This window comes from Mycobacterium sp. (assembly GCF_049281135.1).
Lineage (GTDB): Bacteria > Actinomycetota > Actinomycetes > Mycobacteriales > Mycobacteriaceae > Mycobacterium.
In genome coordinates this window covers 1-20828 of sequence record NZ_JBAPRN010000712.1, presented here as the reverse complement: position 1 = coordinate 20828, position 20828 = coordinate 1, and the positions used below count along the sequence as shown (strand labels likewise).

27 protein-coding genes and 1 pseudogene are annotated in these 20828 nt (G+C 63.4%); 12 read left to right on the top strand and 16 right to left on the bottom strand.

Annotated elements, in window-relative coordinates; translation table 11 throughout:
- The 3 genes and pseudogenes from WAN02_RS28475 to WAN02_RS28465 form a co-directional block, all read right to left on the bottom strand.
- Positions 1-272: pseudogene (locus WAN02_RS28475) on the bottom strand (M4 family peptidase); the annotation flags it as partial.
- A gap of 80 nt (positions 273-352) precedes the next feature.
- Positions 353-868, bottom strand: a complete 516-nt coding sequence (locus WAN02_RS28470; protein WP_422268699.1) for a hypothetical protein — start codon at positions 866-868, stop codon at positions 353-355.
- A 14-nt stretch (positions 869-882) separates the two neighbouring features.
- Positions 883-1479 (bottom strand): hypothetical protein, encoded by a 597-nt coding sequence (locus tag WAN02_RS28465; RefSeq protein ID WP_422268697.1) that lies wholly within the window; start codon positions 1477-1479, stop codon positions 883-885.
- Between the two features lie 367 nt (positions 1480-1846).
- Here WAN02_RS28465 and WAN02_RS28460 point away from each other — a divergent pair, with 367 nt between their 5' ends.
- The 6 genes from WAN02_RS28460 to WAN02_RS28435 all read left to right on the top strand — a co-directional run bounded on the left by WAN02_RS28460 (position 1847) and on the right by WAN02_RS28435 (position 6248).
- Positions 1847-2110, top strand: a complete 264-nt coding sequence (locus tag WAN02_RS28460; RefSeq protein ID WP_422268695.1) for a hypothetical protein — start codon at positions 1847-1849, stop codon at positions 2108-2110.
- A 121-nt stretch (positions 2111-2231) separates the two neighbouring features.
- Complete coding sequence (locus WAN02_RS28455; protein ID WP_422268693.1) at positions 2232-2396, top strand: hypothetical protein; 165 nt, start codon at positions 2232-2234, stop codon at positions 2394-2396.
- Entirely contained in the window at positions 2393-3613 is a 1221-nt protein-coding gene (locus WAN02_RS28450) for an MFS transporter (protein WP_422268691.1), read from the top strand. Before WAN02_RS28455 ends, WAN02_RS28450 begins: the two co-directional genes overlap by 4 nt.
- A 135-nt stretch (positions 3614-3748) precedes the next feature.
- Positions 3749-4516, top strand: a complete 768-nt coding sequence (locus WAN02_RS28445) for a serine hydrolase (RefSeq protein WP_422268705.1) — start codon at positions 3749-3751, stop codon at positions 4514-4516.
- Between the two features lie 85 nt (positions 4517-4601).
- The gene (locus WAN02_RS28440; protein ID WP_422268689.1) at positions 4602-4955 is read left to right on the top strand and encodes a DUF732 domain-containing protein; all 354 of its coding nucleotides are present in this window, start codon (positions 4602-4604) and stop codon (positions 4953-4955) included.
- A gap of 432 nt (positions 4956-5387) precedes the next feature.
- Positions 5388-6248 (top strand): DUF4436 family protein, encoded by an 861-nt coding sequence (locus tag WAN02_RS28435; RefSeq protein ID WP_422268687.1) that lies wholly within the window; start codon positions 5388-5390, stop codon positions 6246-6248.
- Between the two features lie 16 nt (positions 6249-6264).
- On the opposite strand, the gene WAN02_RS28430 is transcribed toward WAN02_RS28435, so the two are convergent.
- On the bottom strand, positions 6265-6585 hold the full coding sequence (locus WAN02_RS28430; protein WP_422268685.1) for a barstar family protein: 321 nt from the start codon (positions 6583-6585) through the stop codon (positions 6265-6267).
- A complete protein-coding gene (locus WAN02_RS28425; protein ID WP_422268703.1) occupies positions 6582-6947 on the bottom strand; it encodes a ribonuclease domain-containing protein in 366 nt (121 codons plus the stop codon). Before WAN02_RS28425 ends, WAN02_RS28430 begins: the two co-directional genes overlap by 4 nt.
- Positions 6948-7081: 134 nt before the next feature.
- On the opposite strand from WAN02_RS28425, the gene WAN02_RS28420 reads away from it, so the two are divergent.
- Positions 7082-7969 (top strand): hypothetical protein, encoded by an 888-nt coding sequence (locus tag WAN02_RS28420; protein WP_422268683.1) that lies wholly within the window; start codon positions 7082-7084, stop codon positions 7967-7969.
- Positions 7970-8012: 43 nt separating this feature from the next.
- Here WAN02_RS28420 and WAN02_RS28415 read toward each other — a convergent pair whose 3' ends face one another.
- The 4 genes from WAN02_RS28415 to WAN02_RS28400 all read right to left on the bottom strand — a co-directional run bounded on the left by WAN02_RS28415 (position 8013) and on the right by WAN02_RS28400 (position 11486).
- A complete protein-coding gene (locus WAN02_RS28415) occupies positions 8013-8525 on the bottom strand; it encodes a PAS domain-containing protein (protein WP_422268681.1) in 513 nt (170 codons plus the stop codon).
- 254 nt (positions 8526-8779) lie between these two features.
- Positions 8780-9238 (bottom strand): TetR/AcrR family transcriptional regulator, encoded by a 459-nt coding sequence (locus WAN02_RS28410; RefSeq protein ID WP_422268679.1) that lies wholly within the window; start codon positions 9236-9238, stop codon positions 8780-8782.
- Between the two features lie 55 nt (positions 9239-9293).
- Positions 9294-10226, bottom strand: a complete 933-nt coding sequence (locus WAN02_RS28405) for an SDR family NAD(P)-dependent oxidoreductase (protein ID WP_422268677.1) — start codon at positions 10224-10226, stop codon at positions 9294-9296.
- 234 nt (positions 10227-10460) lie between these two features.
- Positions 10461-11486 (bottom strand): fused (3R)-hydroxyacyl-ACP dehydratase subunits HadA/HadB, encoded by a 1026-nt coding sequence (locus WAN02_RS28400; RefSeq protein WP_422268675.1) that lies wholly within the window; start codon positions 11484-11486, stop codon positions 10461-10463.
- Positions 11487-11972: 486 nt separating this feature from the next.
- Between WAN02_RS28400 and WAN02_RS28395 the strand changes: the two genes are divergently transcribed.
- A complete protein-coding gene (locus WAN02_RS28395; RefSeq protein ID WP_422268673.1) occupies positions 11973-12911 on the top strand; it encodes a GGDEF domain-containing protein in 939 nt (312 codons plus the stop codon).
- On the opposite strand, the gene WAN02_RS28390 is transcribed toward WAN02_RS28395, so the two are convergent.
- Positions 12908-13840, bottom strand: a complete 933-nt coding sequence (locus WAN02_RS28390) for a glycoside hydrolase family 6 protein (protein ID WP_422268701.1) — start codon at positions 13838-13840, stop codon at positions 12908-12910. The genes WAN02_RS28395 and WAN02_RS28390 overlap by 4 nt on opposite strands.
- Before the next feature lie 142 nt (positions 13841-13982).
- Between WAN02_RS28390 and WAN02_RS28385 the strand changes: the two genes are divergently transcribed.
- A complete protein-coding gene (locus WAN02_RS28385) occupies positions 13983-14918 on the top strand; it encodes an NAD(P)H-dependent flavin oxidoreductase (protein WP_422268671.1) in 936 nt (311 codons plus the stop codon).
- Positions 14919-14926: 8 nt separating this feature from the next.
- Here the strand turns inward: WAN02_RS28385 and WAN02_RS28380 are convergent, their stop codons facing one another.
- From WAN02_RS28380 to WAN02_RS28360, 5 genes are all read right to left on the bottom strand, one after another.
- On the bottom strand, positions 14927-15769 hold the full coding sequence (locus WAN02_RS28380; protein WP_422268669.1) for an alpha/beta fold hydrolase: 843 nt from the start codon (positions 15767-15769) through the stop codon (positions 14927-14929).
- A gap of 80 nt (positions 15770-15849) precedes the next feature.
- Positions 15850-16299: a DUF1003 domain-containing protein gene (locus WAN02_RS28375; RefSeq protein ID WP_422268667.1), complete on the bottom strand. Its 450-nt coding sequence runs from the start codon at positions 16297-16299 to the stop codon at positions 15850-15852.
- 96 nt (positions 16300-16395) lie between these two features.
- Complete coding sequence (locus WAN02_RS28370; protein ID WP_422268665.1) at positions 16396-17076, bottom strand: maleylpyruvate isomerase family mycothiol-dependent enzyme; 681 nt, start codon at positions 17074-17076, stop codon at positions 16396-16398.
- A gap of 49 nt (positions 17077-17125) precedes the next feature.
- Positions 17126-17506: a hypothetical protein gene (locus tag WAN02_RS28365; RefSeq protein ID WP_422268663.1), complete on the bottom strand. Its 381-nt coding sequence runs from the start codon at positions 17504-17506 to the stop codon at positions 17126-17128.
- Between the two features lie 20 nt (positions 17507-17526).
- Entirely contained in the window at positions 17527-17781 is a 255-nt protein-coding gene (locus WAN02_RS28360) for a hypothetical protein (RefSeq protein WP_422268661.1), read from the bottom strand.
- A 35-nt stretch (positions 17782-17816) separates the two neighbouring features.
- Here WAN02_RS28360 and WAN02_RS28355 point away from each other — a divergent pair, with 35 nt between their 5' ends.
- Complete coding sequence (locus WAN02_RS28355) at positions 17817-18332, top strand: MarR family winged helix-turn-helix transcriptional regulator (protein ID WP_422268659.1); 516 nt, start codon at positions 17817-17819, stop codon at positions 18330-18332.
- Positions 18333-18504: 172 nt separating this feature from the next.
- Here the strand turns inward: WAN02_RS28355 and WAN02_RS28350 are convergent, their stop codons facing one another.
- A complete protein-coding gene (locus WAN02_RS28350) occupies positions 18505-19302 on the bottom strand; it encodes a HugZ family protein (RefSeq protein WP_422268658.1) in 798 nt (265 codons plus the stop codon).
- 104 nt (positions 19303-19406) lie between these two features.
- Between WAN02_RS28350 and WAN02_RS28345 the strand changes: the two genes are divergently transcribed.
- Positions 19407-20234 (top strand): LLM class F420-dependent oxidoreductase, encoded by an 828-nt coding sequence (locus WAN02_RS28345; protein WP_422268656.1) that lies wholly within the window; start codon positions 19407-19409, stop codon positions 20232-20234.
- A gap of 77 nt (positions 20235-20311) precedes the next feature.
- On the top strand, positions 20312-20828 hold a 517-nt coding region (locus WAN02_RS28340), incomplete at its 3' end, for a class I SAM-dependent methyltransferase (protein WP_422268654.1).

Here is a 20828-nt window from a genome sequence, read left to right as displayed (position 1 = left end):
GTGCCGGGCAGTGATTGGGTGTTCTTGCAGTCGTAGACCGTGACCGCCGGGACCCGTGCGAGCACACCCGCCAACCGGAGGCTCGCGATCCCTCTGGTGAGCAGAGTGGATTGCGTCGCTTCGCTGTGGGCGTGGCGTAGCTCTCGCCACACAGACTCCATGGCGGCGCTGTCGAGCAGTGCTTGTCGGGCCTGCGCCGGGATCGAGTCGTCGTCGGCGAGCCTGCGCAGTACAGCTGCGGGAACAATGAAGCGACCGTGACAACCCCACATCGGACATCTCCTTAGCGCCGTACGTGTGCTCGACACGATAGCCAGCTCTAAATCTGCCACGGGATATCTGAGTTATCGACTCAGATCTCGAAGCCGCTGTCGCCGATGCCGGCAGCTGCGCTGGAGAGGTCGCCCGCAACCGAGGTGTCAGCCCCAACCAACGCCCCCGCCCGCCCGCGAATATCCGCAGCGAAAACCTGAGCCTGCGCTTGGCGAGCAGCCAACTCTGCCGCGGTGCGGCTGGTCCGGTTGTCAGTCACCGAAAAATCTTGTCCGACGATGAATCCGGCGTCATGGGCGTCCTCGACCGCGTAGAGAACGCTATTACGGAGCTGGTCCAATACGCCTGCCTGTTGACGGGCGATGCGCGCGGTGCTGCGAAGCTGATCCGCCAGGCCGCTGGCGACGGTGTAGTCCGACACGGTTCGCGCTCGAAGCGCATCCGCGGCTGCACCTTGCCAGTCCAGTACGTGAGCTTGGTTGCGGACCTGCCAGTGCGCATCCTCCCACCGGTCCGCCAACCTGTCCCAATGATCGGCGGCGTCGACCAAATGGTCGGTGCTGTACGCCTCGATCTGGCTGAGCGTCGGGACCATTCGATCTCCCTGGGCTACGTTTCCCTGAGCGTCGGGTCAATTGATCCCGGCGCCAATGGATTCCGCTGATCATCGAGCTGCGGGGGCGTTGACGGCGGCTCCGACTGAGTACCCACGATGTGACCGAACGCATGGTCGCTGGGCACCGGCAAGCTTTGCGGCGCGCCACCAACATGACTGAGTGCACTGGTCAAGGTGCTAGTGAGATTGGTCGTTATCGAAACTGCCTGGCCCCCAAGCTGCCCGAGCGTTCCACCTATCGAACTGCTGACGCTCCCTACCGAGCCAGCCATGCTGATCACGTCGTGCATCGGGCCAGTGACAAGACTCATCACGTCTTTGATGTCGCCGGCCTTCAACGTCTCGTGTTGCTGATACGCGTTGGCGGCGTTAGTGGGTACTGTGGCGGTCTCATCGATCCGCGCCTGAAACGCCGCGGTGGCGGCCGCCGCTTGGCCATGGATGCCGCTGGTCGCTGCGGCGCTGGGCCAGGTCCTCGCGAGGTTGGCCGGGGGCAGGCCACCGCTCGCACCGAGCTCGGTGCCGATCATCTGCCAACGACTGGCCGCAGCGCGCAACTCATCTGTGTCAGCGTTTAGGACTGCCGCCATCGCTCCTCGCTTCCCAAGCGCTTGACCTGAAAGGTCGCGCATGCTGACGAAGCGTAATGGGGATGCCGCAGCGCGCAAGTCACCCTGAAATCGGCAGTCGACCGGCGATTTTCGTCTAGATCGCCAGGACGGCCGCGGCACCGGACTTCCAGTGTTCGCAAGCCAACGGTTGCCGACTCAAACGTGAACGACCAACGGCCAGCGGATGACGCGAGCGTCCATGATGCGTTGTGGTCGTGAGCGATTCGAGAAATGACCTTTGCCACCGATTCATCGGGAGCGGCGATCGGCGGACATCGCGGCCAAGCGTCGGCCAGAGGGGGCAGACCCCTTCAACTTCGCCGGTCCCAATGGAAGACTGCCGCTGGTGGCTCACGAAATTCACATCAAAACCGTTGACGGCGGAGTCGTCTACACCAACGCGTTCAGCTACGGCCGCAACGAGGGGGATCTCTGGGTCCAGGCTGGTGACGATCTGGACCACTCGCACACGATCTACTTCGCATGCGGCTACTGGCAGCAGTACGTGGTCGACCCGCATGGCGAAGATCCACTCGACCTCGACCTGCTTTTCGAAGGCGAGGAAGAGGAATACGAGGAAGACGAAGACGAGGAGGATACCGCGGAGTAGGCCCTTTCGGTTGATGTTGACTCAACCCGCGACGACTGATGCCGCCCCTTCAAGGCCTGCCGCCGACCCAGCAGTTGTCACATAACTATAACAACTGAAATCTCTGAGCGGAGGGCCGCGCGTGACCGTGGCGTCACAACAGACCGCCGTGCGCTGCGTGATCATGCGGGGCGGCACGAGCAAGGGCCTGTACTTCCACGCCGACGACTGCCGGCGTTGGGCCGGGGTGAGTTGCAGCTCATTCAATGGACACATCATCGGGCGGTTCTTACCGTTGAATGTGTGACGCGTGAGCAGTCCGTCGAGGGCGAGTGGACTGGGCATACCCGTGGGTCTGCGGCCTACGGCCGGCTACTCGCGGCACTGTTCTGCGCGGGGGTTGCCACATTTGCGCAGCTGTATTCGCCACAAGCCGTATTGCCGTTGATCTCAAAGGATTTAGGTGTCGGAGCGGCCAGCGCCGCGCTCCTTGTCTCTGCGTCGACGGTAGGTCTGGCCATCGGCGTCATCCCATGGTCAGCGTTGGCCGACCGCATCGGCAGGGTGAAAGCGATCTCGATCTCGGTCACCGTCGCCACCCTGGTTGGGATGCTGGTGCCCTTTGCTCCGACGTTCGCACTGCTGCTCGCCGGCCGTTTTATCGAAGGCTTGATGGTCGGCGGCGTGCCCGCCATCGCGGTGGCTTACCTGACAGAAGAGGTAGATCCCGTGCACGCCGCGAGAGCGGCCGGCATATTCGTCGGTGGCACGACGATCGGGGGACTGCTCGGACGGCTGGTCTCCAGCCCTGTTGGCGAGGTTGCCGGGTGGCGCGTCGGCATCTTTACCGTCGCGGTGCTCTGCGGTTTGGCGGCCATGGGGTTCGTCAAACTCGCACCCGATCCGCGCGGATTCACCCCGGTGTTGCCCAACGACGCCAATCCCGAAGGCAGCCTTGGTCATCGGCTCGCCGCCAACTTACGGACACCACGCCAGTTGGTGCTCTTTGCGCAGGGGTTTCTGTTGATGGGCGGATTTGTGGCCCTCTACAACTTCCTCGGCTTTCAGTTGACTCGCGCACCTTTCCACTTAGCCCCCTCGGTGGTGAGCCTGATGTTCCTGGCCTACCTGGCCGGCACCTTGGCGTCGTCACGGGCGGGTGCCGAAGCTGCCCGCTTCGGTCGCAAACGGGTCCTGGTCGTGGCTGTCTCGATCATGATGGCAGGTGTCGCAATGACTCTCAGCGACAACGTGTTCGCGGTCCTGATCGGGTTGGTGGTCGCCACAGCCGGATTCTTCGGCGCCCACTCCACTGCGGCCGGATGGACCGGACAGGCTGCACCCGTGGGTAAAGCTCAAGCATCGTCGCTGTACAACCTGTTCTATTACGCCGGCTCGAGCGCCATCGGATGGCTGGGAGGCGTGGCCTTCGATGCTCGCGACTGGACCGCTGTTGCCATAACGATCCTGGTATTCGCCGGTATCGCGATATTGCTTGCGGCGCGCTTTCTGCACGACGACTAGAGATCTGACTCATGCCGCGGCGTCGCACGATACTGTCGACGCGACAAGAACACTCACCTTCGAGCGCAAAGGCTAGAGGTGCTCCAGCGATCGATCGACGACGTCGTCACTACCACCGGCGACATTGACTGGTCGATGTGCATTCGAGATGTCGCAGGTCGCGTATTGGCCGGCCGCAACGCGGATCGGTCGATGAAGACGGCAAGCATCGGGAAGCTTCTGTTGCTCGTCGAGGTCGCACGACAATGCGCCGAGGGGGATCTCAGTGGCACCACCTTGCTCGGGCAGGATCCAGAACTTCGCGTCGCCGACTCGGGAATCTGGCAGCAGCTGCACGTCGAAGAACTGGCTGTGCACGATCTCTGCGTGTTGATCGCGAGCGTCAGCGACAACTTAGCGACAAACGCGCTCCTCAAACACGTTGGCTTGCAACGGCTCCACGACCTCGCCGAATCCCTCGGTTTAGAACACACAGCGCTGCTCGATTACGTCCGAGACCACCGCGGCCCAGACGACCCGGAGACGCTGTCGACCGGATCGGCCTCGGAGTTGTCGCTGGTGATGAGTCAGCTGGCGCGCAACGAGCTGGTATCCGCAACGGTGTCAGAACAGGTGAATGCCTGGCTGGCAACGAACGTGGATCTCTCGATGGTCGCGTCTGTATTCGGCCTCGATCCGCTGGCACATGCGCCGTCGGATCGAAACTTCGTTATGCGTAACAAAACTGGAGCTGATCCAGGGATCCGGGCAGAAGTCGGCATGATCGGCCGAAACGCCGTGTGGTTTAACTACGCCGTGATCGCCAATTGGAATGCCTCGGATGCTGACCGCCGAGACGATGCCCTGTCGGGAATGCGCGCCGTCGGCAGGATCCTGAGAACCACCATCGAAACTCATGCGTGACGACTAGTCCCGATCGCCCGACCGCGTAGTACTCTCTAACTGATTTATCAGCGTCGTGTCATCCTAATCAAAGGAAACCAATCAAATGAGCTCACCTCGCTGGCTAGTCCGACTCACCATCCCCGTAATGGCCGGCGCCGCCTTGGCTCTAGGCGCCGGAATTGCAAACGCCACTCCGCAAGACGACGCATATCTTGCGAAGCTACGTGCCGTCGGCCTGTCATGGCCGCCCAGCACCGAAGAGGCGCTTATCGGTGAGGCACACCTCATCTGCTACGACCTCACGTGGGGTTGGCAGCCACAAGTGATTGCCGACGACATTCACGACCACCTGAACAAGAGGGGCGTCACATTGCTGGATGTCGGGACGATGGTCGACGCGGCGCACAAGACCTATTGCCCCGGAAACGTCTGCGACGCACCGACCCTCTGCACTTAACAGCGATTGCGGCGACGCCACCGCTGCGGTAACCAGTTGCAGACCGTAACGGAAACTGTCGCCAAATCGCCGGTTACAGATGCATAACAATCACCGGTGACTCAGCAAAACGAATCGGGTTTGGCCACAACGCATTAGCGGGGTGGCCTACCCGGTCAGCAAAGGATTCTGCCGACCGCACGGCGCGTCCTCGGAGGTCCGTCGGCCTCATCTGAGGCATGATGGCGGCCTGAGGGGGGCGTACCTCGGGTCTCGCGCTGGCGACTGCGCCGGCGAGCGCAACCGCTCGCCTCAGGAAGGCTGAGTATGTCTACGTCAACGCTGAGTCGGTCAAGCTCGACATCGAGTCGGCCGACGCCACCCGGTTCACCGCGCCTGCCCAGCGTGGCACGGCTGAGTTTGCTATCGCTCCTTGTCATTACGCTCACAGTCTTGAGTGTTTCCCTGTACTGGCTGGAGCATCACAAGACCCGCCACCCAACTATTCTGGGCGACACTGCCAACTCGGACCACATGACCGTCACCGTCCTCATCCAGAAAGTCGACCCGTCGACAGCGCGGGTGAGCGCTCAGTTGGAACTGAAGGGCTCGGGTTCCTTGCTGGACGAGCGCACTCATGAACTGAAAGAGGATGCGACGCTGACCAGCAATGCGGTCACCAACGCCACCGTCGTTGCCAAGGCGAACGAACGTCCAGAATTCGTGTCGACCGAATTCGCGCTTCGGGACGGGGTCATCACCGACTACCCCCTCGACAGTTACACGACGAACTTCTTTTTCAGGGTGAAAGTCGGCGACGGCACGAATCAGCACGCGGTCCCGGTGCGGGTCGTCTTCGACAACATCGACTCGTTCTTCAAGCTGACACCGCAGCAGGAACAATCCATCGAGATACACCGCGGTGGTCCGGACGCCAAAAACATCACCACACCCCAATCGCTCTTCGCCGCAACGGCAACCGTTAAGCGCTCGACGAGCACCGTGATGTTTGCGGTGTTCATCATGGTGTTCATGTGGTGCCTTACCGTCGCCGCGCTCATTGCGGCGTGGTACACCGCCAGCGGCAGGCTCGGGTTGTTCTGGTCGGCGCTCGGTTTCCTCGGCACGCTGCTGTTCGCGCTCATCCCGTTGCGCAATGCCGTGCCCGGCGACCCGCCGATCGGCTCGCTCATCGACTTCGCGGCGTTCTTCATCGCGGAAGGCGTCGTCTCAATCTCGATGATCGTCACGGTGCTGCACGGTTACCACATCGAAATGTCCCACAGGAAGCGAAAAGCCGCGTCAGACGACTGACAGGTCGAGCGAAGCGTCACTGAAGGCGCAGCGTTACTCCAGCTTCTTTGAAGACGTCATGTATCGCGTCGAACAATGTCCGCTGCCCGTAGCGAATCTCGTCGAGGTAGCGCCGTGATAGCGCGCTGTGTTGCCATTCGAATTCGTACGGCCGGTGTTCGGGGGTGCCGAATCCGCCCCTCAGGCAATCAGTTAGCGCGTCGAGGTTACGGCCGAAGTAGCCGCCCGGTCCGTTGACGGCGGAACCGATCTCGCGGTAGAAGTCGCCGGCGGATCTGATCTTCCGGCCGTCGAGGCGGTAGATCACCGGCAGGTTTTCGGTCGGCTCTCGCGTCATCGTTGCGTCCCCGCGTCAGTGACCAGACAGAACGAGTCGTAGTGGTCGCCGGTGTAGAAGTATTGGGTTGGATTGGCCAATGGCGTTCCGCCAGTGACGATGCGCCTCATCGACCGGTCCTGGGCTCGTGGGGTGATCACGGTGTACTCGTGGTAATACCCCCTTCGTTGCTTGGGCAAATGACCCTCGCGGTTAGTGAACACCGCGCCGTCGCTGCGCGGAAACGGAAAAGGGCCGCCGGTGTGGATGCGCTTCACAGTGTCGACCACTTCGTGCGGCAGGGTGGCTATCGGGCACGCCGGCTCACCGACTTGACCGGCTGTCGTTGGCGCCGGTTCGGCAGGGTGGGTGCGCGACAGCATCCACCCGCCCACGATGAGGACGAGTGCGCATAGTGCGACAAGCGCCACCCTGCGTCGACTCACCTGCGCTCCTCGCTTCCCGGGTTGTTCTGGATCGCGATACGACACGCGAAATAAGAACCTACAGTGAGGTCGTGGATCAACGGCTCGGAAGCGGGGGAGCTCACACCAACCAAGAGTGGACGCCGCCGACCGACCATGCCAGCGGGGAGGACGTCCTCCGTGACGTTGTTCGGGTTGCCTCTGACTCGCTGGGCGAACGGCTGATTGCCTCGTACGCGATGGGCAGCCTGGCTCATGGTGGCTTCAGCCCATTGGTGAGCGACGTTGATGTCGGTTTGATCCTCACGGACCCGATTCAGCAATCTGACCCTGACTCGATAGTTGGGGTTGCCGAAAACGTGCGCTCCATCGGATCGCGATTACACGGGCGTGTATCCGTATTCTGGGGCACAGCAGAATCTTTCGCTGGTCGCGCTACGGGTGGCCGGTTTCCCCCGGTTGATCGCCTGTGCCTGCTCGAGCACGGGCGGCTACTCAAGGGAAATGACGTCCGCAATGGCCTGACGCTGCCCAACCACACCGAGCTTCTCGTCACGGGCGCACGATTTGCGCTCGAACTGCTCGCCGACGACGTGGTGGCCTGCGCACGTCAACCTGATCGATTCGTCGAGGTCGGCATCCGCTGGACCACCAAACTCGCTTTGTTCCCGGCCCGTTTCCTCCTTACCGCCGAAACAGCCCGGGAGGGCACCAACGAGGCTGCAGTTCAGTACTATTCGGAGCGAAGCGGAGCACCCGGCATGGCGCTTGTCCGCGCCGCATTCGACTGGCGCGCAAACCCGCCATCTGCCGAACGCGCGCTCGCAATGCTAACCGATGACTTCGTCCCGGTGTACGTGTACTACCTAACCGACTACATCCGCCGCCTGAAGTCCATTGGTGAGTCGGAGCTGGTGGGCGCTTTGAGCGAATGGCGATCGCGCCTTCTCGACGGGAAGAGCGACGCGCCGACCAAGTGATGCCGGGTTGTCGGTACGTCCCGGATTCGCCGCTGACGTCCGCTCACAATGGTTCGGGCGGGGCGATCCAGATAAATTCGGTGACGTCGGTGACGGCGATCAGCAGAATCTGGTCAGAGGCGCGAAAGAACAGCGTCTCCGATATCAGGCTGCGTACCGGGAAGCCTTCGGCGTGGCGCCAGTCGACGATTGCGTTGCCGGCGGCACGCAGTGCGCTGACGCAACCACGTGGCGGGGTCGCTGAATGTCCGATCAGCAGCGCGGGAAGCAGTTGTCCGGTCAACATGACGGTGTCGGGATGGTGGCCGAGCATGGTCGCGAAAGCGGGGTTGGTGTACACGACGACGCCCTCGAGTCCAGTGGCGAGCATGGGCACAGGTAAGCGATCCAGCAGTAACAGCCCGGGCAGCGCGCGAAGGCATTCTTCGGCACTGCTCGGCGACGGCCGACGGCGCCTGTCGCGGCCGCGCCGCTGCGAGTCCATGAATTCGTCGTGGCCGTTGGCGGGCACGGACGGGTTCGCTCGGTAGACGTACGAATCGGGTGAAGTACTCAATGGTGATCCCGGCGTGCAGATACTCAGCGTGAATGCCGAGTCGCGGCGCGGGACGCCTGGAGTTCGCGGCTATACCGCAGCGGCGGAACTCGTACCCGACCAGCATGGTTTGCCAGCTGTTCTGAAAATACGCCACGCGACGCGATCGGGGGAGCGGTCGTGGTTAATTTTCCGGGCGACTGAGTTAACACTTATGCAGATGACGAGGGGTGGACCCTGCGCCAGAGGGTGCGGGCGGCACGGCCCGGCACTGTCTACGCACAGATCACGACCCCGATGTCTGCAGATGGGCGGCCAGATGCTTGCAGACGGGTGGAGTAAGCCTGCACACCCCACGCCATCGCCTCGCCGTCAAGCTCGTTGGGCAGTGACCCGCCTCGGATATCAGCCCAATTGTTGGCAATGTCTTCGACTTTGGGATGCGGGCCGAACGTCGCGCCTTCGGAGTGCGAGATGGCCTCCGCCGCTTCCAGGGCGTCGTCGAGTTTCGCCAATTCCATTTCGGCCACCGCGATGATGATCTCGTCCTTGGTCTTGAACTGGTGATAGATGGCGCCCTTCGTGACGCCACTCGCGTCGGCGATCATCTGGTAGGACGTTGCCCCGACGCCGTGCTCGGCGAACAGGGCCAAAGCGGCGTTCAGCGTGCGCATCTGGGCGCCACTGCGACTCGAAAAACCCAGACGGATGGTCTGCGCTCCGCGGGCGGTCATCGGCCAAGGGTATAACGCACGTGCTGGGCAAGCGGCGCATCGCCGATGCGGCCTATTACATGGCGTTGACGCCGAGCCGTTCGCAGATCGCGAAGACCTCTTCGAAGATGGAGCCGGGAACCGTGTAGGGATCGGTGGCGGCGACCTCTGACAGGTGGGCGACGATGTCGTCGGCGGTCGGTTGGCTGTCGGGTTCGGCGAGCCAACCCTCGCCGAGTCCGACGAAGACGCGGGCGAATCTCCCGCCGCAGGCCGAATAGTTCTGGTGGGTCAACTCGCAGGCGCGACTGGCCAGAAACACTACGATCGGCACGACGAGTTCGGGTTTAATGACCTTGGTGAAGCCGATCTCCTCGAGGGCTTTCGGATCGCCGATGGTTTCGGTAACCATCCGTGAAAAGCCAAAGGGTAGAACGGTGTTGGATTTGATGCCGTGTTCGGCGCCTTCGATCGAGATCACATTGGAAAGGCCGACCAGCCCGGCTTTGGCGGCGGCGTAATGCGCCTCGGACGGCTGACCGAACATGCCGCCCGACGACGAGATGAACACGAATCGCCCATAGCCCTGCTGTTTCATCACCCGGTAGGCCGGCTGGCTGAGATGGAAGCCACCGTCGAGGTGGACCCGCAGCATGCGCGTCCAATCGTCATGAGTGAGTTGGTCGAACGGGACGCTGTTGAAAATGCCGGCATTGCTGACAACTGCGTCAAGGCGACCGAACGCTTCTAACGCGGTGTTGACGATGGCTTCGCCACCTTCGGGGGTGTCGACGGAATGATGCGAAGCTATCGCCTTGCCGCCGGCGGCTTCGATTTCCGTCACGACGGCGTCGGCGACCCGGGCGTCTTGACCATCTCCGTGCATGCTGCCGCCCAGGTCGTTGACGACCACCGACGCGCCCCGGTTCGCCAACTCCAAGGCATACAGCCGGCCCAGGCCCCGGCCGCCTCCGGTGACGACCGCGGCCTGCTCTTTGAAGTCGATCATGACGGAAATCCCCTCGTCGACGCGCTCGGATAACTGCGGCCGCATATGAAACGAAAATTTGGTTATGCGGAACCCTGCTGAACTGCCTGGTCGCCGTCGTCGCCGTCCTTAACGCACAGCGCCGAGCCAGCTCTGTATAAGATCAAACCAAATTTTTGTTCCTTTTCGCAAGCCGCCACAGGATTGTTTCGAGAGAGGACGTGAGCGAGTTCGAAGCCATCTGACGGCCGGTAGTCAGCGGAAGCGGACGCCCAACGTGGCCATGCCAAAGATCTTCTTGCCGCTGGATTTCGCGGCGACGATGACTACACCTGAGCGGGTCTCCGGGTCCAATGACTTGATTTTGCCGGTGAACTCGATATCGCAGCCCTCTCGGGCCGACACGATCGCGGGCGCCGACAGCCGCACCGCGTAGCGGGTGACCGCACCGGGGTCGCCGGTCCATGTGGAGGCAAATCCGGCACCCAAGCCCATGGTGAGCATGCCGTGAGCAATCACGTCGGGCAGGCTGGCCAGCTTGGCGATGTCCTCGTCCCAATGAATCGGGTTGGCGTCGCCGGCCACGCCGGCATAATTCACCAGGTCGCCGCGAGTCAGCCGGGCGTGGTGCACCGGTAGCTCGTCGCCGACCTTCACATCATCGAACGATGCCGTCCCCGGTGTGCGGGTGAGGCCTTGGTCGGCGATCCGAATCTCGCCCTCGGGGCGCACAGTCTTGTGGTAGTCGTCTTCGCCGATTCCGAAGATGTCCACGTCGTGCATCATTGCGTTCTGCACGGCAGTTTTGATCGCCGGATCGACATCCTCAGCGGTGACCCCGACGACGGTGGTGTGCAGGGTGTGCACCCGCTCGCCGGCCGCGTCGGTAAAGGTGTTCGTCACGGTGATCAGATCCCGGCCGGCCATCCTGCGCACCGACGTCAATTCCACGTCGACCGTCAGCTCGTCGCCGGCCACGATCGGCCGGTGCTGCTCGAACAACTCTTCGGTCTGCATGTAGGTGTCGTAGCCGACGACTATCTGTTCGAACATGCGGCGATTGCAGGTCATGCCCGGGGTCGAGGTAAATGTCAGCGGCGCAATCAGGTCCGAATAACCCAGTTCAGCGGCGGCGGCGACGTCCCAATGGGCGGGGTGATAGTCCTGCACCGCGCGGGCGTACTCGCGGAGTTTTTCGCGGCCGACGAGGTACGTGCCGTCCATCTGATAGTGATGGCCGACCCGCGCCTCGAGCGCCGACGATTCTGTTGCTGCAGTCATGAATGGCTCAACTTTTCTATCGGCTTGTTCGCTGAAGCCAACGAAAAGACACTAACGCGCGGCAACAGCTGCAATGAACGCCGATACCCTTCGCGGGCGACCTTCCGAACCGCATCTCCCGCCCAAGGTGTCTGGATCAATGCCCACCGCGAGCTCGGTTCCGTAGGTTGCGGAATAACTCCGTGTTGCGCATCAGGAATCCGCGGATGGGCGTGGTCAGGATCTGACAGCATGGAAGGTTCCGTCGGGTCGGAGCTAATTCCGTCATGCGGTTATGGATCGCAAAGCGGGGGTGCGCATGTGAACGCTGTCTTGCGATGGTGGCGTGAGCCAGACCATTTTGACTGGCTGACTCTATATTTGAATACCCGGGGTATTCGGCTGGTATGGCGGGGAGTGATCGCCGCCGTGATCGCCTCGATCGCAGTGGTCCCAGCGGTCGTGTTGGCCAGGCCGGCCCTTCCGCACTACCCAGCCGCGCAAGTCGTGGCACCGCTTGCCAGCGGCTTCGGCGTGGCAGTGGCGCTGTTGTGGTTTATCCGCTGGCCAACCCGCGGCCAATCCGTCGTCTATGCCCTCACCGGCAGCGTCTGGATCGCGGCGGCGTGCCTCGCGCAAGGCGATCCGCTCGCCGGGTTGCTGGGTGGTGGCGCGTTTGCGGTGCTCGGTGGCTACATCGCCATCTTTCACGCAGCACCGCACATGACGATCAACTTCGCGATCGCGATGACCACCGCGGCTTTGCTCGTGGCGCGTTTGATCCGGAATTACGACACTGTTGTGGCGGGCTGTGCGTTTCTGCTCGTCCTGGTGGTCAATGTGGCGTTTCCGTTTACGGTGCAATGGCTGGTCCATGCGCTCGCCGGCGAGTTGCGACAATCGAGCCGGGACGCACTCACGGGTTTGTTGATCCGCCGGGCCTTTTATCAGTCGACGTACGGGTTGCTCCTGCGCCGCCGAGAAGGGCAGAGTTATCTGGGCGTTGCGATGATCGATTTGGATAACTTCAAGCACCTCAACGACACCCATGGACATTCCACTGGAGACAAGGCACTCATCGCGGTGGCAGGCGCGCTTCGCCTCGCATGCCCGCCCACATCGATGATCGCCCGCTTCGGAGGCGAAGAATTTGTCGTCGCCGACATCTATCGCACCGGTGACCTAGACGACATCGCCGAACAGTTGCGCAATGCGATCGCGGCCATTCGCTACCCCATCACGGCCAGCATCGGCATCGCCAGCACCCCACTCGGCCCGAGCTTCAACCCCACCGAACGTGAATTCATCGACGATTTGGTCAACGTCGCCGATACGGCCATGTACGCCGCGAAACGCGCCGGCGGAAACCAGAGCCGCTGCACCCACATCCCGCACGCTGACCTGAAAACAGCGTCGCTTAACGCCGCCAGTCAAACTGGTCGCTAGTGGTGCGCGGCGCGGGCCAGGTCGACGGCGTACTGGTTGACGAAGTGGCCCGGCCCCGGATCGCCGCGTCCGCAAGCGCCGTCGGAATCACCGGGACGTTTGATCCATAGGTAGGCGTCGGCATGCGCACCCGAGGTAGCTGCCGTGGGCGGGACGCCGAGTGCCCGGCCGCTGGGATTGCACCAATTGAGCGGGCCGTCTGGCGCCGGTCCGGCGCCGTTGCGCGAGGTGTCGATCACGTAGTGCGCGCCTTTTGTGAGCGCCGAAACCGCTTCGCCGTAACCGATTTCCTCATCGGTGGTGAAGAAGTTGGAGGTGTTGAGGCTGAAGCCCCGGGCGTGATCTACGCCGACTTGGTTGAGCCGGTTGGCGATTTCCTCGGCCTTCAACCACCGTGAGTGCCCGCCGTCGATGTACACAGCGGCGGCCGGATCGCGGGTCAGGGTGTCAACGGCGTAGCGGATCAAACCGAATCGTTCGTCACGCTGGCCGGGCGAGAGACAGTCGGCCATGTCGAGTGCATCGGGTTCGACGATGACAGCCACTGGCGAGGCCCCCAGAGCGCCTGCGATGCCTTCGATCCACTGGCGATAGGCGTCGGCCGATCCGAATCCACCCGCTGCGAAGCTGCCGCAGTCGCGATGTGGAATTGCGTACAGCGCCAGCACCGGCATGCTGCCGGCGGCCTGGGCCGCCCCGACGTACCCGGCGACCGCAGCGGACGACACCCCCGGGTCGACCCAGTGCGCCTGCGGCGTGCTAGCGATCGCGTCGAGTTCGGGACTCGGCGGATTGGCCTTATGCGCGGCCGCCATGGCCGGCGACGTGGGATCGACGAAGAAGGGCTGTCCGGCCAACGGGTTGGCAGCATCGACGAGGCGCACCGCCGGGTCGGGACCGGTGTGCGGGGGAGCGGCGGCAAATGTCATGCCGACGACAGTCAGGACGGGAACGGCCAACCGCGCGACTGCGCCAACAGCTAAGAGCTTCACCTGAGAGAAATTAGTGTGGCGGCTCGGGGAGCGCCAATCCGGGTCCGATTGTCGCGGCGGCCTGGCAGAGAATCAAGACGTGACCAATCGCATCCAATCGCTCCTCGGCGTCGAGTACCCCGTCGTCCAGGCACCGATGACATACATCGCCAGGGCCGAGTTGGCCGCCGCCGTCTCCGAGGGTGGCGGCATGGGCATGATCGAGACGTTGACCCCCGAAGGTCGCGCTGACCTGCGCAGGGTGCGCGAACTCACCGACCGCCCGGTCGCGGCCAACCTGATGATCCAGGGTTGGAAGCGGGATCCGTCGATCGTCGACGAGCTCGTCGCTGCCGAGGTCCGCCACGTCTTCACCTCCGCCGGTGATCCGGCCTTGTTCACGGCGCGTCTGCACGACGCCGGCATGACCGTCGTGCACGTCATCGGATCGCTGAAGGGCGCGATGAAGGCCGTGGACGTGGGCGTCGACGCGCTTGTGGTCGAAGGTGTCGAGGGCGGCGGATTCAAGTCGGCCCTCGGAGCGTCGACGTTGGTCTTGCTTCCGCTCGTCGCCGACCGCGTCGACATTCCGATCATCGCGGCGGGAGGGATCTGCGACGCCCGGTCCGCCGCGGCCGCGGTCGTTCTGGGCGCCGAGGGTGTTCAGATGGGCACCCGGATGCTGGCCAGCCACGAAGCCGCTGTGCACGCCAACTTCAAGAACAAGATCATCTCGGCCGGGGATGACGGCACCGTGATGCTGGACCTTCCCGGCAACCCGACGATGCGCGTGCTGCGAACCGGGCTCGCGGCCCGCGTGGCGGCCGGCGAGCCCGAGGTGGAGCTGCTCGGTCGGATCACCGATCTGTACTTTGAAGGTGACTTCGAGGCCAGCGTCGCCAACACCGGTCAGGTGTCCTCACGGATCTTCGATCTGCAACCGGCCGCGCAGATCGTCAAACAAACGTGGTCGGAGATCGAAACTGCGTTGAGCGAGAGTCGATCTCGGCTCGGCGACGGCGGTGCTGACCGCTGACCGTTGCGTTAGTGAAGCGGGTGAGCGCCGAACCAGTCGAGCAGCAGGTCGGCCAGCCTGTCCGGCTGCTCGTCCGGAATCCAGTGCGAGACACCAGGCATGATCTCGAACCGGTATTCCCCGGTGACGTATCGGGCGGTGTTGTAGGCCGCTTTCGGCATGAGGGCGACGTCCTGGTCGCTCCACACGTACAGCGTTGGCACCGAGACCTTTTGGTTGATCGCCCGCGGATTGGACAGCGGCATGGCGCGATACCAGTTGAGCGCCGCGGTCAGGGCGCCCGGTTCGCTCATGCCCTGTGCATCTCGCTCAGCGGTGGCCCGCGTTTGGCCGGCCTGTCGCAGCGACCTGGACAACATGGCGCCGTTGCGACGCAACATCGACCACTCAGGGATGCGGGGCAGCTGAAACGCGTACATGTACCAAGACGCCAGGCCCTGTCGACTGTTCAGGAACGATTTGAGGAACGCCGCGGGATGCGGCACCGACACCGGCGACACGGTTGCCAGCCGCTCGGGCATTTCGGCGGCGGCGGCCCAAGCGACCGCGGCGCCCCAGTCGTGTCCGACCAGGTGCACCTGCCGCGCACCGCTGGCGTCGATCAATGCGCCGAGGTCGTCGACTAGTTCGGGTATGCGGTAGTCGCGGCGACGGGATGGCCGCGCACCCGCCGAGTATCCGCGCTGGTTGGGCGCCAGGCAGCGGTAACCCTCTGCGGTAAGCCGGTCGATGACGGCGTTCCAACTGTCGTTGTGTTGCGGGAAGCCGTGCAACAGCACCACGACAGGTCCGTCAGCTGGTCCGGCGTCGCGGACATCGAAGGTCAGGTCATTGCGGCGGTATTGCTCCATCCGTCAAGCATGTCCCATCCGTAGGCCAAGGCGCCGCTCCGCCCCCATGCCGAGGCACACGAGCAGTGGCCTTGGCTTGGCTACGCGGATCCACCGATGAGCCGTCTGTGCAATTCCTCTGTGAGGACGTGGATTTGGCGGGTCAGGTCAGTGTTGGTTTTGAGCTCGAGTTCCTGAGCTTCAAAGTCGTGGTCGGCTTTGGCTTGCTGGAACGCGGCTTGCCGGTTCTGGCCGATCATGACGAACGTCGACAGAAAGATCGCTTCCAGTGACACCACCAGAGTCAGAGTCGGCCACGGGGTTTTCTCAAGAACGACCATCCAGACCGCGAAAAGCACCGCGTGAATCCAGACGAAGTTCATCGAGCCGGCGAATGCGCTGATGCCATCGGCCAGCCGCAGCTGGAATTTGGCGCCTCGTCTCTTGGCCTCCTCGACCACGGCGGGATGGTGGCGTTGATCGTTACGTAGCAACCGATGCGGAATCAGTTGAGGAATTCGCCGACCGCTACTGGAGCCTGGGCTTGTCATGGGGAGTCCTTCCGGGGCCAGTTGTCTGGCTCAGCATGACCCAGCTCGTTGACGTGAGCGCCACCAACCGCGATAAACGTTGGGGATATATCGAATTCAAGCGGTGGCGCCTTGTATTCGCGCTCGAAGGAGTTGTACGCCGGGACCGCTGAGCTCGTCGAGGTAGGGCGGGCGGCCCGCCATGCACATCACCAGTGCGACTGTCGATCCGGTGACCAGGGGGCCACGTCCGGCGACAAATGGCCCGTCGTCTGCCCGCAACTCGAGGTCGGCAATGTGGCTGCGACTCGGGACGGTGAAGTTGCGGTGGGCGAAGAATTCAGCGACCGGTGTGAGGGCGTCGAGGCTCGGTGTCCGTGTCAGCCCCAGGGGCTGACGAATGTCTTGGGCGTGCACCACGACCTCGCCGAGGTAGGCCGGGATATGAGCCGAGGGCGCGGTGGTGCTTTCGACGATGGCGCGGAACCGATCGAGTGTCTCGGCGGGTGTGCGTCCACGGTGCTCGGCCAGCCGACGTCGGTTGTGCACGGCAGGGCGAAAACGCGCGACGGCCATGCTGCGCAACCACTTCCACCGACCCAGGCTCGCCGCGGCGGTCAGGTGCGCGACGACCTCCTCAACGTCCCACTTCCCGCACAAGCTGCGGTGCCGCCACTGCTCGTGGCTGAGCCCGGATAGGTCCTCCGCAAGCGCCGCCCGCTCGGCGTGCGCCAGCGCCCACAACTCGTCGTGCTGGGGTTTCGCCATATCGTCCTCTCCGTCGAGTGCTGTTGTCATTCGACATAGACCTCGGCCGACCGCAAACCTCATCGAGTTTCGCTGGAGCTCAGCCGGCTGGTTGGCCCGGGTCGGCCGACCGACGAACGGCTCGCACAGCTGAGACATTCGGCGGCAAGTCGAGGTCTTCAAGTACGGGAGCGACGCCGTGCTCCATTGCTCGCTTCAGTAGGTGCGCATCGCGTTGTTGACGACGGTAGCCCGCCGCGTAGGTGCGCCCGGTGATGCGTTCGAGCCGATCGATGTCTTCGCCGCTCTGCCTGCGAGCGCGAAGCTGCTCCGCCCTCGCCTGAATGTCGGCGTGAAACTCGTCGGGATTGTCGAATGCCGCCACCACAACGTGTCGACGCTCACGGCGATCCGCGTCGTAGCGGTAGTGCGCAACGACCCAGCGGGCAATGGTGTCATCGTCTGGATCGACCAGGGCCACGCAGGCAGCATACGTGCGCCTCACGGCAGGGCGTTGAATACCAGGGCAGACGGCGTAAGCCGACCGGGCGCTTTGTCTTTACCGTAGGGCGTTATCGACATCAGCACCGGCGCCACGGCATCCGGGCGAAAGACGTTGACACGCAGCGTGATGCCGTCAGGCATCTGAACCGGAACGTCGCGTTCGACAATCATGGTTGCAGCAGGCTCTTTCCAGCGGTTACGGAGATCTGCCGGACCATTAACCACGTTATACGCGCGATATATGATTGTCACTATTAGTGATGATAATTGTGGAATACAATCTCGGAGTGGCCAAAGACGATGCGCCCCCCGTGTTGAGCACACGCGGGGCATTTCTGTTGTCCCAGCTCGGCTTTCACGTCGCGGTCCGGTGTGCTGAGATCCTCGAGCCGATAGGTCTACAACCCGCGCATTACGGCGTGCTGGTGCAACTCACCGGCCAGGAGGGACTCAGTCAGCAACAGCTCGCCGACGCAATGGGCGTGCACCGCAACGTCATGGTCGGTTTGATCGACGAACTCGAAGAGCGCGACCTGGTGCGACGCGAGCGCCACCCCCGGGACCGCCGAGCCCACCAACTACAGCTCACCGATCGTGCACACGCCGTTCTGGCTCAGGCCAACGCAGCTGTCGATGGGCTCGAAGACGAGATCTTCGCAGGCTTCGACACCCGCGAGCATTCCCGGTTGATCACCCTGTTGCAGCGAGTCGCGAAACAGGCGGACTTACCCGACAGCATTCATCCCGACCTGCGTCGCCGTCGACGCGCCAACGCACTGTCGACGGGCGATCGGCGTGCGTAGTGCGCCGCGCTTTTGGTTCTGGTCGCATGACATCCAGCTGGATCAGGTTGCCCGACCTGACATGCCGGGGATGCGGCGGCGCTTGGCCAACTACCGGCGCGGACCCGAAGCGACATGTCGGGCACGGTATGAGCGTGCGGTTCTCCTCGGTCGCAGCGAAGTAAACGTGACGCTAGGCTCGAGTTGCCGCGCGCGCCAATTCAGCTGTGACCGAGCGTAATTGGCTGGCCGAACTCAGCGGCTCCGGGAACCCGACCCGGGTGTAGGCAACCCCGCGGGGCGTGTGCACCCGTAGGTCGAGGCCATAGCGGTCTATGTCGGTGCACACCGCTTTCGTGGTATCGAGATAGCCGCCGAATGCCTTGGCCATCGCCGCCAGGGCGTCGGCGTGATCGGCGTTGAGGTGCGCGATCGCACCGGCCGCGGCGGGCGTCACCGGATCCGGTTCCGCGGCAAGGTATTGCTCACCGGTGGCCGAATCCATCCGGCCGTACCCGCCGACCCAGCGCACCCGCTCGACCTGGAGCACCCAGAGCGTGAAGTCGCTGAACTCGAGGTAGAACCGAGAAGCGGGCACCGCCTGCAGGTACACCGCCCGGGCTGCGTCCTCGTCGGCGGCAGGAGGCGTGACACGACCGGCCAACGTGATCCGGCCAGTGGCCAACGGGTCCGCATCGCTGCTCGCGGTCACGATCGACAAGCTGGCGCGCGGGTTGGCGGCCAGGTTGCGGCCGTGCTCGGCCAGGTTCGACACGCACAGTACCGGCGCGCCGTTCAGCAGACCGTACGCGACCAGCGATGCCCACGGATCGCCGTCGGAGGTCAACGTGGCAAGCGTGGCCGCATTGTTGGCGGCAGCGATGGTACGGGCCTGCTCGGCCGCCGACGGCCGGGCCGAGTTGGTCGGCGGCTGTAACGGCGGCGGCGTCGACGGCGCGTCGCCAACATCGCCATGATCACGAGTCACCACAACCGTGAGGCTACTGCCACCATCGGAACACCTCCGGAATAACCCGGACGGTCGAGACAGTTGGACTGCTCCGGTCGATTCGGTGGTGGCGGAAGGAAGCGCAAATGCGTCTAGGAGTATTCACGTTCCTCAACGACACGGGTATCGGACCGGTCGACGTGGCTGTCGCGCTTGAGACGCGCGGTTTCGGGTCACTGTTCGTAACGGAGCATTCCCACATACCCGTGAACACCAAAACTCCGTACCCGATGGGTGGTCCGATCCCGCCGCAGTACTACCGGACGCTCGATCCGTTCGTCGCGCTGACGGCTGCCGCGGTCGCCACCGAAACCCTGCTGTTGGGTACCGGCATCTCACTGGTTACCCAACGCGACCCGATCCAGACCGCCAAAGAAGTCGCCTCGCTGGACCTGGTGTCGCAGGGGCGCTTTCAATTCGGCGTCGGCGTGGGCTGGTTACGTGAGGAGATCGCCAACCACGGTGTCGATCCACGCGTGCGTGGCCGGGTCATGGACGAGCGACTCCGCGCGATGATCGAGATATGGACGAAAGACGAAGCCGCGTTTCACGGCAAGTATGTCGACTTCGACCCGATCTACAGTTGGCCCAAGCCGGTGTCCAAGCCGCACACGCCCGTGTACATCGGGGGCGGACCGGCGAACTTCAGCCGCATCACCGAACTGGGAGCCGGCTGGCTCTCGCTGAGCGGTTCGGCCGATGCGCTTGCTGGTGACTTGAGGAAGCTGCGCGATCTCGCCGGACCTGACGTGCCGGTGATCGCCTCGCACGCCGGGAAGGTGACAGCCGAGGTCTTGGCGGGCTACCGCGACCTCGGGATCGACCACGTCACCGTCGAATTGCCGACCCAGCCCCGCGACGAGACGTTGCGCAGCCTCGATGCGCTCCACGCGGAATACGCCAAGCTGAGCTAGCTTTCTCGAGGTCTGCTCCGACTGCGTGATATAGTTAATTAGGCTAAGTAAAGTTACACGCAGAAAGGGCTCTCGACATGGCTCGTACTGACAACGACACCTGGGATCTGGCATCCAGCGTAGGAGCGACCGCGACCGCAGTCGCCGCATCACGCGCTATGGCCTCCCAAAATCCCGACGCGCTGTTGAACGACCCGTGGGCCGATCCACTGGTCCGCGCGGTAGGCATCGACACCTTTGTGAAGCTGATCGACGGCGAGCTCGGACATGCAGACGACCCGCTGCTGAATCGTCGGGCGATGAGCGAACAGATCGCCGTGCGCACCCGATTTTTCGACGACTTCTTCGTGCAGGCGGGCGAGGCGGGTATCCGGCAGGCCGTGATCCTCGCATCAGGCTTGGACACCCGCGCTTACCGCTTGCCGTGGCCGGCTGACACGACGGTCTTCGAGATCGACCAGCCTCAGGTCATTGCGTTCAAGACGCGGACTCTCGCCGACCTCGGTGCCGAACCCACTGCCGAACGGGCCACAGTCGCAATCGATTTGCGCGAGGACTGGCCGGCGGCACTGGTCGAAGCCGGCGTCGACCCGA

What these genes read in the sequence shown, in the direction of transcription:
- WAN02_RS28440 (WP_422268689.1), top strand. Translation starts at nt 4,602, where the DNA reads ATGAGCTCACCTCGCTGGCTAGTCCGACTCACCATCCCCGTAATGGCC.
- WAN02_RS28425 (WP_422268703.1), bottom strand. Translation starts at nt 6,947, where the DNA reads ATGCTGTCGCGCACCCACCCTGCCGAACCGGCGCCAACGACAGCCGGT.
- WAN02_RS28405 (WP_422268677.1), bottom strand. Translation starts at nt 10,226, where the DNA reads ATGATCGACTTCAAAGAGCAGGCCGCGGTCGTCACCGGAGGCGGCCGG.
- WAN02_RS28370 (WP_422268665.1), bottom strand. Translation starts at nt 17,076, where the DNA reads ATGACAACAGCACTCGACGGAGAGGACGATATGGCGAAACCCCAGCAC.
- WAN02_RS28375 (WP_422268667.1), bottom strand. Translation starts at nt 16,299, where the DNA reads ATGACAAGCCCAGGCTCCAGTAGCGGTCGGCGAATTCCTCAACTGATT.
- WAN02_RS28470 (WP_422268699.1), bottom strand. Translation starts at nt 868, where the DNA reads ATGGTCCCGACGCTCAGCCAGATCGAGGCGTACAGCACCGACCATTTG.
- WAN02_RS28430 (WP_422268685.1), bottom strand. Translation starts at nt 6,585, where the DNA reads ATGACGCGAGAGCCGACCGAAAACCTGCCGGTGATCTACCGCCTCGAC.
- WAN02_RS28390 (WP_422268701.1), bottom strand. Translation starts at nt 13,840, where the DNA reads ATGACATTTGCCGCCGCTCCCCCGCACACCGGTCCCGACCCGGCGGTG.
- WAN02_RS28345 (WP_422268656.1), top strand. Translation starts at nt 19,407, where the DNA reads ATGCGTCTAGGAGTATTCACGTTCCTCAACGACACGGGTATCGGACCG.
- WAN02_RS28410 (WP_422268679.1), bottom strand. Translation starts at nt 9,238, where the DNA reads ATGACCGCCCGCGGAGCGCAGACCATCCGTCTGGGTTTTTCGAGTCGC.
- WAN02_RS28400 (WP_422268675.1), bottom strand. Translation starts at nt 11,486, where the DNA reads ATGACTGCAGCAACAGAATCGTCGGCGCTCGAGGCGCGGGTCGGCCAT.
- WAN02_RS28380 (WP_422268669.1), bottom strand. Translation starts at nt 15,769, where the DNA reads ATGGAGCAATACCGCCGCAATGACCTGACCTTCGATGTCCGCGACGCC.
- WAN02_RS28445 (WP_422268705.1), top strand. Translation starts at nt 3,749, where the DNA reads ATGTGCATTCGAGATGTCGCAGGTCGCGTATTGGCCGGCCGCAACGCG.
- WAN02_RS28465 (WP_422268697.1), bottom strand. Translation starts at nt 1,479, where the DNA reads ATGGCGGCAGTCCTAAACGCTGACACAGATGAGTTGCGCGCTGCGGCC.